We start from the raw sequence: 11,970 nt of genomic DNA, 5'->3' as shown, positions 1-11,970 counted from the left end.
AACCATGAATGAACTTCAGTCCATCATAGCCGCTTACCGAGACATCGCCGCTGCGAACGCCCCGGCTGCGCTTGCTACGGTTGTCAAAACTGAGGGCAGCGCCTATCGGCGCGCGGGCGCGCGGATGCTGGTGCGCAGTGATGGCTCCCGCGTTGGCGCGATCAGCGGCGGCTGCCTGGAAGCTGATGTCGCCGAGCGGGCGCGGCTTGTGATGGAGACCGGCGTTTCACAGTACGTTCGCTATGATGCGCGGGGCGCGAATGGGGATTTGATCTTTGAAGCGGGGTGCGACGGCGCCATCGGCATTCTCATTGAGCCAATTGAGCGCGCGGCGCCGTCTTTGAATTATCTGGCTCAGTGTATGGACGCACGCAGGGCGGGCGCGCTGGCGACGGTCTTCCAAATGCGCGGCGATGGAAAGCAACTGCTGGGAATGCGCCTGATGATGGATGGCCGCGAGTGCGCAACCGATATCGAAGACAGCGAGCTTATCGCGGCGATTCAAAACGATGCGCGTGCAGCGATCGACAACGGCGTCCGGCGGAATTGCATTTATGAAACGGCGCACAGCAGCTGCGAAGTCCTGATTGAGCCGATTCAAACGCCGGTCGCGCTCGTGATTTGCGGCGCGGCGTCGGGAGCCGTCCCCCTGGCGCAGATGGCGGCGCGGATGGGCTGGCGCGTAACCATCGCCGATCCGCGCCCGGACGCTCTCGATCCGAGTTTGGTCCCGGGCGCCGCGTTCGTCACCGCGCCGCGCGAACGTCTTCTCAACACGATCGCCTTCGACGCGCGGACCGCCGCAGTGGTGATGACCCACAACTACGAATGGGATCTGGCGCTGCTGACTCAGATGCTTCCTTCGCCGGCAGGATATGTCGGCCTGCTCGGATCGCGCCGGCGCGCGCAGCGGGTCTGGAGCGATCTGCACGACGCGCGTTTGGAATTGACGCCGGAGCAGCGAGATCGTTTTCATAGCCCGGCGGGACTGGATATCGGCTCCGAAACGCCCGAGGAGATCGCCCTGTCCATCGTCGCCGAAATTCAGGCGGCGATGTCCCGCCGCGTCGGCGGCGCGCTGCGCGACCGACTCGGCGCCATTCATTCCTTCGAAACCAACTCATCTACGCCTTCAGAGGCCGCTTCCCTCTCCCACCACGCCTGCGTCCGGTAACATTGCCGCCAAATACGCCATAATAGAGAGAGATCTTTTGCCGGGCGAGGAGCGATAATGAACAGCGTTGGCGTTTTTTGCGGATCGAATGAAGGAGCGCGGCCCGAGTATCGCCAGGCGGCGACAGCCCTCGGCGCGGCGATTGCTCGGCGTGGATGGAAGCTAGTCTACGGCGGAGCCAATGTGGGCTTGATGGGAGCGGTCGCGGATGCGGCGCTGGCGGAGGGCGGACGCGTGACCGGCATCATTCCCCATTCGATGGTCGCCAAGGAGATCGCGCACCAAGGTCTCACGGAGTTGCACACCGTAAATACGCTGTACGAGCGCAAGGCGATGATGGCGGAGCTGTCCGACGCCTTTGTTTCGCTGCCCGGCGGCTATGGCACGCTGGATGAGATGTTCGAGATGCTCACCTGGAGCCAGATCGGAACGCATCTCAAGCCGTCGGGCCTGCTCAATATCGCCCACTACTTCGATCCACTGATCGCACTGCTCGACCACGCCGTGGCAGAACGTTTTTTGCACGCCCGGCATCGTGGGATGCTGCTGACAAACGACGATCCCGACCGTCTTCTGGACCTCCTCACCGCAAACCCCGTGCAGCCATACGACAAATGGATTGACCGCCACACTGCTAAAGACTAGGCCGCTTGCCCCCACTGACGCACCCACGTTCGGAATACGTATCCGAGTGGGTACCAGTGACAACTCCAGTCCATAAATGGCCTGGCTTCTACGCTGCCACGGCAGCGAGGCTCTGTTGTCCCAGAGCCAAAATGTTGACGGCGGCGTTGGTATCGCGGTCCAGAGAAAGACCACACATCGGACACAGATGCCAGCGATCCGACAACTTCTTCTTCGTACGGCCATCCGTCCCATCAGGACGATAGCCGCATCCCGAACAGTCCTGAGAAGTATAAGCAGGATTGACCGCGATTATCTCACGACCGGCGCTTTCAGCCTTCGACGTGAGGGTTGAACGAAATTGTGACCACGAAGCGTCCGCAATCGACTTGGCGAGGCAGTGATTGCCCAGCATATTCTTGACGGTCAGCTTTTCGATGGCGATCACCCCAAAACGGTTGACGATGCGTCTTGCATGCTGATGGCAGAAGTCGTGACGCCGGTTCCGGATGCGCTCATGGATCCGAGAAACGACCTTGCGCGCCTTCCGCCGAGCCTTCGAGCCGCGCTTTTGTTTGGCGAGTTTGCGCTGCGCTTTGGCGAGCGCCGTCTCGTCTTTGCGGAAGAAGCGCGGGTTCTCGATCAATTCGCCGTTGGAGAGCGCCGCAAAAGTTTTGAGGCCCAAATCAATGCCAATGGCTTCCGTGGACGGGGGAAGGTGTTCGGCTTCAATCGCTTGGCAGAGGCAGGCGAACCACTTGCCATTGATACGTCTGACCGTGCAGGTTTTGAGTTCGCCCCAGGGTCTGCGGTGGAGTTTGGCTTTCACCTGTCCAATTTTGGCAAGGCGGATCGTGCTGTCTCCAACCTTGAAACTGTCGTTCTGTGTGAACGTGATGCTGTCGTATTGCCCTTCGCCTTTGAGCCTGGGGAAACCAGGCGTCTCGCCTTTGTCCACCCGGTCAAAGAACGCCTTGAACGCCAGTTCCACACGGTGAACCACGTCTTGCAGGACCTGACTGTAGACGGCTTTGAGTTCGGGATGGTCTTTCTTCCACTTGGGCAGATAGGCTTGCTGCGTGTATCGGCCCACGCAGACTTGGGCGGTGTCGTATTGGAACTTCCTGTCGTTGAGCATGCTGTTGTAGACAAGGCGGCAGGTTTCGAGCGTCGCTTCCAACGAGCGCTGCTGCGCCCTATCGGGATAGAGCCTGATTTTTAGACAGTTGCGGTTCACGCGTATAGTATATCCGAAACTGTTAGGCTTCTATACTTTACTGTTAGGCTTTTACAGTTTGTCGCGATACCAATCTGTAGAAAGTGATGGATCGTCCTCAGAAGGACGATGCGCTATCCATCTCCCCCATGAATGGGGAAGACTTCCGCGCTTTTCGTTAAATTCAGATCGCAGTAGATATTTCATTCTTCAGAAAGACTAATTTTTGGGCACGCCGTTCCATCGCGCTGATATCGCCTAAGCAGTCATCTCCAGTATGACCGAAGGCCTGATGGTCGGTGACGCCGAGGGGAATATCATCGATATGAACTCAGTGTCACTTCGGTTGCATGGATTCGCGACGGTCGCGGAGGCGTCTGTATCGGCGAAGACCGGGTGCAGGTCTGGGTGGTGGATCAAGGCGGGGGGATCGCGGTGGAGCATCTGCCACGCGCGACCCTGGAAAAAGGATACACAACCGCCGGCACACTGGGCCAAGGATTCAAGCTGATTCTGGCCTGCGTCGATCGGCTTTGGCTGCTCACAGGCTCGACCGGAACAACAATTGTGATGGAGCAGGATCGTGTCCGCCCGCGCGCAAGCTGGCTGAGCGAATAACGAGACATAAAGTCAAAGGGAATTCGCTTCCAATTATGGAATAAACGTTCCAATGGATGATACAGAGTTGTTGGGAGAATCGGCGGGCGGAGGAGACAACAGGTCTTCAGGCGATCCTGTCTCGGATTCCCAGCCCTCTTCCTACCCTCCCCACCCGATTCTTTCCGCACTGACCGATCAAATCTTCGTGGTGGACCGCCAGGGTCGTCACCTCTTCGCCAACGACGCGGGCGCGGCGGCGCTTCAATGCACGCCTGGCGACATCTTCGGCAAAACAGGCTCGGAACTCGGGCTGCCGGCCGACCTCGTGACGATGATCGAGGACAGCTGCGCCCATGCGTTCACGTCCGGCCAGATCGTTCGCGAAATGGCCATCTTGGACGTGGCGGGCAGTCCGAGAGAACTCGCCTTCACCTTCAGTCCCATTCCCGAAACGAACACCTCCCACCCGGAAGCGCTCGTCGTGTCCATCCGTGATTCCGCGCAGGATCGTGAGGCCGTGGAGGAGCTCTGGTCACGCGTGCACCAGCTGCACCATATCATCGACGCCGCCCCGACGCTGATCGCTTATATCGACCGGGACGAACGTTATCTGTTCAGCAACAAAAGCTACGCCGCATGGTTCGGCAAGGCTCCCCGCGATATTTACGGAATGCGAGTCGAGGAAGTCGTCCCAGAAGTGCTTTACGCTCAGCTGCGAGAGCACATTCAGGCGGCGCTGCGGGGTGAAAACGCCGCCTACGAACGTCAATGGCAGGCTCTGGACGGCGAAATGCGCACGCTTCACGCCGTCTATGTACCGGAATTCGATGGAGCAGGAACCGTGCGCGGATTTGTGGCGGTGGTGAACGACATCACCGACCGCGCCAAGATCAGCGAAGCGCTGCGCCAAAGCGAGCACCAGTACCGTCTGCTGGCCGAAACAATCCCACATATCGTCTGGATGGCCGACGCCGACGGCATGATGCAGTACATGAACCACCATTGGACGGATTACACTGGCTATGCGTTCGAACCGTCCGACGATCGCACCTCGATCAACGCCTTCGTTCTGCCGGAAGATCTTCCCGCAATCAACTTCGCCTGGCGCACGGCGGGAGAAAGTTTATCCTCCTTTCGCCATCCGTTTCGCCTGCGCGGCGCGGACGGCGCTTACCGCTGGTTCCTCGTGCATGGATCTCCGCTGATCGACGATCACGGAAATATCACCCGATGGTTCGGAACCGCCACGGACATCCATGAGCAGCAGCTGGCGGCGGATGAGCAGCTCTTCCTGACCGATCTCGTGGACCGCCTCCGCCGCCACTCCAGCGATCCTGAGGAATTGCTCTGGCAGGTGGTCAATGCTGTCGGCCGTCATTTGAAAGTGGCCCGCTGCACATACGCCGAAGTGGATATCGCACGCGATCTGATGTATGGCTATCGAGATTACCACGACGGCTACGCGATTGGAGTTCAGGGGGAAGCGCCGCTGTCTAGCTTTGGTCCCGCCGCGCTGGACATGCTCATGTCTGGCAAAACAAGCGTCAACCCGAATGTCGCCACATCCCCTTTTATCGCCGGTGGATACTCCAAAACGCTCCTTCAGCTCGGCGTCCATGCGTATGTCAGCATCCCGATGCTGAAAGACGGACTGCCCGTCAGCGCTCTCTCGGTCTTCTCCAGCGTCCCGCGTGATTGGACGCCCCGGGAGGTTTCGCTGCTGGAGGAAGTCGCGGAGCGCACTTGGTTCGCCGTGGAAAATGCGCGGCTGAACCGCGCCGCTCAGGACGAGCTGCTGGAGCGACAGCGCGCACAGGAACAGCTGGAAGCCTCCTATGCGCGTGAATTCCTGCTCAATCAAATTAGCCAGGCCGCCCGGACATCCAGCGATCCCGATATCGTTCAGGCAAAGACACTGGAAACGCTCGGGCAGGGGATGAACGTCGACCGTGCGTTCCTAAGTTTCGTCGACGCCGCACACGATCTGATCCGCACCGGCGGCGACTGGCGCGCCGAAGGTCTTCATTCCGTCGCCGGCGAGTATGTCCTTTCTCGGCACAAAGCAGTCCTGGACGAAATTTACCGGGAGCGATCCACCATCGCCGTGGGAGATCTCCAGCGATCCGGCCTCACGCTGGAAACGGCGGAACGGTTCCAGAAAGCCGGCACCCACTCATTCATCAGCGTCCCGTTTTTCGATGACGATCGCCTGACCGCGTTTTTCACGGTCGCGATGTCCACGGCGCAGCGCTCCTGGACGCGCGATGAGATCAGCATTGTGGAGACAGCGGCCACTCAGGTTCGCCTGGCGGTGGAATCGGCGCGCATTCATCAGCGCGAGCACACCATCGCCTCCACGCTTCAGGAAGCCTTGCAGCCTCCCATTCCAAGCGATGTGCTCGGTCTGGATGTCGGCTCGTATTATCGCGCCGCATTACAGGAATCGCGCATCGGCGGCGACTTCTACGATCTCTTCGCCATTGGTGATCACACGCATGCCGTGATCATCGGCGATGTTTCCGGCAAAGGTCTCGCCGCCGCCGCCCAGGTGGCGACGGTGCGTAACATGCTGCGCTGTGTCCTGTACGGCAAACAAAACCTCGCGAAGGCGATTACGAGCCTCAACGAAATGCTGACGACGCGCGACCTGCTTGCGGGCTTTGTCACGCTCTTTGTGGGGGTATACCATACCGAAACCGGCATACTCAACTACATCTCCTGTGGCCACGAGCCGGCCCTGCTGCGACGCGCGGAAACGGGCGCGACGGAGGCTCTCGACTCCATCGCGCCGCCGCTCGGCATCGCGGAGACGTCAATTTACGAAGAACTCACGGCGCGGCTCCGGCCAGGAGACGCCCTGGTTCTCTATACCGATGGGATCTCCGAAGCCGGCGTTACGCGGCAGGATCTGCTGAACACGCAGGGTATCATTAGAATTATCAATTCGGCGCCGGAGGGCGCCGATGCGGACGCCATCGCGAAACGCATCGTCGCGGGCGCGGAAGAACACTCGCAAGGGCGCCAGCGGGACGACATTTGCCTGCTGACGCTGGTCGCCCGCACCCCATCCGCATAAAATCGACACAGGAGCGCCCCTATGAATAAGTCGGATATGAAGCCCCATCTGGAGGGCAATAGCGTCACCGCGCTCATCGAAATTCCTCGCGGCAGCAAGAATAAGTACGAATGGGACGAAGAATTCGGCGGCGTCGCCCTCTCCCGTGTCCTCTACCAATCGGTCGCCTACCCGGCCGAATACGGGTTCATCCCCGGCACGCTCGCCGAGGACGGCGACGCGCTGGACGTGGTGGTCTTGATCGACCAGCCCACCTTCCCCGGCTGCATCATGCGCGTCCGCCCCATCGGCATCCTGCGCCTGCGCCAGGAAGGCGAGCGCGACGACAAAGTCCTCTGCGTCGCCGTCGCCGACCCACTTTACGCCGAGACCTTCGACATCGACGATATCCCCTCGCATCGCTTGCTGGAGATTCGGCACTTCTTCGCCACTTACACCGAGTTGGAGGGCCGCGAAGTCGAAGTCGGCGATTGGGAAGACGCCAAGGCCGCGATGGAAGAGATCCACGAATGTCTCCTGCCGGAGTATCGCGTAGAGGCATAGTCACGCCCCGGGAGTATCGTTCCCTGGCGATTATAACCGAGTAGTTGGGTTTCAGCCTGGGAAACGACTTCCATCCAAAACAAACACCAGCCGCCCACTTCGATATGAAGCGGGCGGCTGGTGTTTGTTTTAACGAACGATTTTAGAAGTGGCCATTGAATGTCTGCGTGGCGCCATTGCTGGTGACGCTGACGCTGTAGGTATCGCCGGTGTATGGATGCACCGTTCCATTACCGCCAAATTGGGCGGCGCTGAGCCAGCTGCTGGAGGCGTTCAGCGTTTTTCCCGACTTTAGCGCATATGTGTAAACGATCTTGCTAGAGTCTTCCACTTTGCTCAGCGTCATGGCGCCGCCGGGGAAGTTGCCGTACTGGCCCTGGTAACGAACGCCGGTCGTCTTCTGGACCGTGATCGTCACGGAAAGCGCGGTGATCGTCTTCGTACTGGAGACATTGACCTGCTCTTCACCATAGTACGGGCCGCTGCCCGAGGTCACGAGCGCCGAGACGGTCGCGTTTCCGGCGGGCGCCGTGATGGTGAATGTTTTGGCGATGCTTGTTCCGCCGCCCGGCGCGGGGCTGGCCACGGTGACGCTGGCGGTTCCCGCTGTCACCAGGAGCGACGCCGGGACCGCCGCCGTGAGACTGGTCGCGGAGATGTAGGTCGTGGTTAGAGCTGTCCCGTTCCACTTGACTGTAGAACCGCTGATGAAGCCAGTTCCCGTCGCGGTCAACGTCAGCGCCGATGCTCCGGCGGTCGCGGCGGCCGGGCTGATTGCCGTCAGAACCGGTACGGCGTTGGTTGTGACGCTGAGCGAGTGCGACGTTTCCGTGTTACCGGCGGCGTCCACACTCCAGTAAGTGATCGTGTGCCCTCCCACGCCTGTCACGGTGAACGGCGCGGCGTACGTCTGCCGCACGCCGCCGTCGATCGTGTAATATGTCGCCGCGACGCCCGAACCCACATCGGTCGCGGAGAGAGTGACCTGGGCGGCGCTGACCGCGCTCGTCGTCACAGGCGCCGCCGAATCGATCTTCACGGTTTGTGTGTGGCGCGCCTCGGTGTTACCCAACTTGTCCACACTCCAATATGCGACGGCATGAGTCCCAGGAGCCGCGATTGCGAACGGCGCCGCATACGTCTGCTGCGCGCCGCCGTCGATGGAATAGTAAGTCGCGGCGACGTCGCTTGGCCCGTCCGGATCGGTCGCGGACAGCGTCATCTGGACGCCGCTGGTGTACCAGCCGTTAGCCCCGAGGGTTCCGCTCAGGCTTGCCGTCGTCACCGGAGGATGACCAGCGGCGATGGTGAAGGTGAGCGCGGCGCTCGTCCCGCCTCCGGGCGCGGGCGCCGTCACGGTGATCGTCGCCGCTCCAGGAGTGGTCAATTTGGACGCTGGAATTGTCGCAGAGACCTTGAAGACGTCGATATATGTCGTGGGCAAAGGCGTTCCGTTCCAGCAAATTTGGGAGACCGGCGTCATCTGTCCTCCGCTCGCAACGAGCGTGATATCCCCGCTTCCCGCGTTCACCGTGGAGGGCGTAATCGTGTAGAGAATCGGCAGATTGTTGTTGATTGGAAACGCAAATGTGTTCGAAGAGACGCCGATCGGTGACGTCACCACAATGGACGCCGTTCCCGCCGTGGCGATATACGACTCGGGGATCGAAGCCGTGAGCACCACTCCCGATTGGTAAGTCGTCACGAGCGCAATCCCATTCCAGCTGATCGTGCAGCCAGGCTGGAACTGCGAACCGTTGACGTACAGCATAAACGCCGCACCGCCGGCGATTGCGCTGTTCGGACTGGTGTAGTCAATGTGCGGCTGCGACGCAACGACCTGCATCGGCAGCGTATTGGAAGGACCAAATCCTGGGTTCGTGACCGCAATCGTCGCGCTCCCGGGCAAGGCGAGGTACGACGCCGGGATGACCGCCGTAAGATTGGTCGTCGAGACGAATGTCGTGGCGAGCGCCGATCCGTTCCAGGTCACGACTGAACCGGCGACATAACCCGCGCCGGAGACATAGACAGTTGTGTCCGCGCTGCCGGTGTAGATTACACCAGGGCTGATGGAATCAATCCGCTGCGGAGCCTGTATGGTAAAGGTCAGGCTATTGCTGACGCCGCCGCCCGGAGCGGGGGTCATGACAGAGATTTGAGCGCTTCCATCGGCGGCGATATTCGCTGCGGGAACCGTGGCGGTAAGCTGAGTCGCCGAGACGTAAGCGGTAGCGAGCGCCGCGCCGTTCCATAAAACCTGCGAGGAGCCAACGAAGTTCGAGCCGTTGACAGTCAGCGTAAAGTCCGGTCCGCCCCCCGCAATACTGGATGGAGCCAGGCTCCCGGCGACGGGTGCTGGATTGACGGTCAGGCTGTAGGATTGCGCCGCTTCGACGTTGCCGGCAATGTCTACACTCCAATACGAAACGGAGTGGATGCCGGAGCCAGTGACGGTGAAGGGCGTGGTATATGTCTGCTGCGCGCCGCCGTCGATCGTATAATAGGTGTTCGCGATTCCAGAAAGCGCATCTGTAGAAACGAACGTAACCTGCGTTTCCGATACGGAAACCGTGGTGATGGGCGCAGTCCAGTCAATATTGACCGCCGTCGACGGGCCAAAGCCCGGATTTCCTGCGGCGTCGATAGCGTAGACGCCCCATTGCAGCCCTGCGCCTTCGCCAATAAAGTCCAGCGTCGTTCCCGGCCATGTGAATAGGACGCCGGACGTCGCATCCATCGCGGTGTAGGACAGATGGACCACGCTGTTATTCCATCCGGCGGCGTTCGGCGCCGGGTCCAGTGGGCCGAAGGTAAAGAACGGGGCCGTCTGATCGACATTCAGCGGCTGCGTGTGGGCGATTTCGGTGTTGCCTGAGCGGTCGACGCTCCAATATGTCAGCGCATGTGCGCCGTCGACGGTCACCAGGAACGTTCCGGAGTAAAGGTGCTGTACGCCATCAAGCGTGTAATAAGTCGCGGCGAGATCCTGCGGCCCGGCTGCGTCGGTCGCGAAAAGCGTGACCGATACCGGAGCGACATACCAGCCGCCATTGCCGGTAGTTCCGGACAGCGACAGGGTGGTGACGGGGATGGTCGTATCTGCGGGAATAGTCAGCGCCGTAAAGGATGCAGTCAGAGATGAATTATATGTCGCCGTGATGGTGATCGGCGTGTCGACGCTCACAGCTCCCGGAGTGACGTCAAAGGTCACCGATGTCGCTCCGACAGGGATCAATAAGGCGCCGTTCCCCTGATAGTTGGTATTGGTGAAGACGGTGGACGCCTGGCTGGACGTCAAACGGATATACACATAGCCAGGATAGTTACTGCCGGGAAGCGCGGGCGCGGGACCGGTGAGCGTCAGCGTCGCGGTCAGATGTCCTCCCGCTCCCACAGTCGGACGATTCAGCGTCAGCGAGGCGAGGTCAAACGGTTTGACGGCCAATACCGCTGATGTCCCCCCTCCGAAAACCTGCGCCGTAAAGTACACCAAGACCGGCGAGGAAACGCTGCTCGCCTGCACGGAAAACGTCCCCACGGTCTGTCCGGCGGGAATGTAAACGTAGTGTACGGGAACATCAGCGCCGGTAAAATACACAGCGTTCCCCCCATCGTCCTTAGAGATCCGAACATACGCGCCGTTCGGACCGCTGACGTTCGGATCGGGGAGATCGGGAGCCGGCTGGCTAAGCGTCACGGTAGCGACGGCAAGACCGCCGCCAAAGACAGTGGCCGGCGCGAACGACAGCGTCAGCGGACCGGAAGCAGCGTGTGCGCGCGGCGAAAACACGGCGGCGGCTAGCATCAAGAAAGCACAGAGAAGAAGTAGTGTAAGCGTGCGACTCCATGGAGCGAGACGGCGGTCCATAATTTTGATGTCCTTGAAAGTGGCGAGATACAGGCGAAAGAACGCTGCCTGCAGACGATGACCGCTCAAACGAGCGATCGGAAGTGCTTAAGATTATTTTAGCATAGCAGACAGTCGCCTTGAGCCTATTTGCAATGCTGAATGTTCATGAAGATTTAAAATTCTCGCGTTGCGAGAAAAAGCGCCAGCCACAGTCCCAAGCCGGCGGCTGTCAAGATCAGAGGGGTTGCAATCGATCCGACTTTGAAGAAATCAGCCGCGCCGATATCCTCGCCGCGCTTGCGGGCGTTGGAGATGACGAGCATTGTCGCGAGCGACCCTGCGACCGTCAAATTCGGCCCTAAGTTACAGCCCAGCAGCGCCCCGTACTGCGCGGCGGGGCCGGCATGCGCGGCGTGCAGCGAGGAGATCGCCAGCAGCGCCATGGGGATATTGTTCACGACATTGCTTCCCGCGCCCGCGCCAAACGCCGTCACGCCAATCTGCGCCGCCGAAGACCCACCCGCCATCGCCAGGCCCCGCGCGGCGATGGCGGGCAGTCCCAAGTTCTCCACTCCGCGCACGACGACAAAGAGTCCCACGACAAACGGAAACAGCGACCAGGAGACATGACGGGACAAACGGCGCAGGGAAACGCGCTTACGCCACTTGCCCCAGACAATCAAAACCAGACATCCCGCGAAGGCGATGACGTACGGAGGAACGCCGAGCAAAGCGCCAACAAAGTAGCCGATCAGCACCCCGGTTAGTACAAGTAAAGATACGCGGAAGTAAGAAGCGTCGGCAATCGCTTCGGCCGGTTTCGGCAGCCCTTTCAGCGCGTACATCTCGGGAATTTCTTTGCGAAAAAGCTTGAGGAATAAGAA

Annotated in this window: 8 protein-coding genes; 5 read left to right on the top strand and 3 right to left on the bottom strand. The window is 60.3% G+C overall.

All coding sequences use genetic code 11. The annotated features are described in order from the left end of the window. On the top strand, positions 1 to 1,174 hold a 1,174-nt coding region (locus tag ABIZ35_RS20455; RefSeq protein WP_348221776.1), incomplete at its 5' end, for an XdhC family protein. A gap of 57 nt (positions 1,175 to 1,231) precedes the next feature. Continuing rightward, positions 1,232 to 1,819 carry a TIGR00730 family Rossman fold protein gene (locus ABIZ35_RS20450; protein WP_348221775.1) on the top strand — a complete coding sequence of 196 codons (588 nt, stop codon included), beginning with the start codon at positions 1,232 to 1,234 and terminating at the stop codon, positions 1,817 to 1,819. An 88-nt stretch (positions 1,820 to 1,907) separates the two neighbouring features. On the opposite strand, the gene ABIZ35_RS20445 is transcribed toward ABIZ35_RS20450, so the two are convergent. After that, a complete protein-coding gene (locus ABIZ35_RS20445; protein ID WP_348221774.1) occupies positions 1,908 to 3,035 on the bottom strand; it encodes a transposase in 1,128 nt (375 codons plus the stop codon). A 375-nt stretch (positions 3,036 to 3,410) separates the two neighbouring features. Here ABIZ35_RS20445 and ABIZ35_RS20440 point away from each other — a divergent pair, with 375 nt between their 5' ends. Genes ABIZ35_RS20440 through ABIZ35_RS20430 form a run of 3 tightly spaced genes read left to right on the top strand, consistent with a single transcriptional unit; the run spans position 3,411 to position 7,233 of the window. Next, entirely contained in the window at positions 3,411 to 3,632 is a 222-nt protein-coding gene (locus ABIZ35_RS20440; RefSeq protein WP_348221773.1) for a hypothetical protein, read from the top strand. Positions 3,633 to 3,684: 52 nt separating this feature from the next. After that, on the top strand, positions 3,685 to 6,690 hold the full coding sequence (locus tag ABIZ35_RS20435; RefSeq protein ID WP_348221772.1) for a SpoIIE family protein phosphatase: 3,006 nt from the start codon (positions 3,685 to 3,687) through the stop codon (positions 6,688 to 6,690). Between the two features lie 21 nt (positions 6,691 to 6,711). After that, positions 6,712 to 7,233 (top strand): inorganic diphosphatase, encoded by a 522-nt coding sequence (locus ABIZ35_RS20430; protein WP_348221771.1) that lies wholly within the window; start codon positions 6,712 to 6,714, stop codon positions 7,231 to 7,233. A gap of 142 nt (positions 7,234 to 7,375) precedes the next feature. Here ABIZ35_RS20430 and ABIZ35_RS20425 read toward each other — a convergent pair whose 3' ends face one another. Together ABIZ35_RS20425 and ABIZ35_RS20420 are read right to left on the bottom strand one after the other, a co-directional pair. Next, on the bottom strand, positions 7,376 to 11,104 hold the full coding sequence (locus ABIZ35_RS20425; RefSeq protein WP_348221770.1) for an IPT/TIG domain-containing protein: 3,729 nt from the start codon (positions 11,102 to 11,104) through the stop codon (positions 7,376 to 7,378). A 155-nt stretch (positions 11,105 to 11,259) separates the two neighbouring features. After that, positions 11,260 to 11,970 (bottom strand): ArsB/NhaD family transporter (locus ABIZ35_RS20420; protein ID WP_348221769.1); only part of this gene is annotated, 711 nt, incomplete at its 5' end.

The sequence above is a fragment of the Capsulimonas sp. genome (assembly GCF_039929585.1).
Lineage (GTDB): Bacteria > Armatimonadota > Armatimonadia > Armatimonadales > Capsulimonadaceae > Capsulimonas.
Note: the sequence above shows the minus strand (reverse complement) of the source record. Positions and strands in the feature narration are given on the sequence as shown.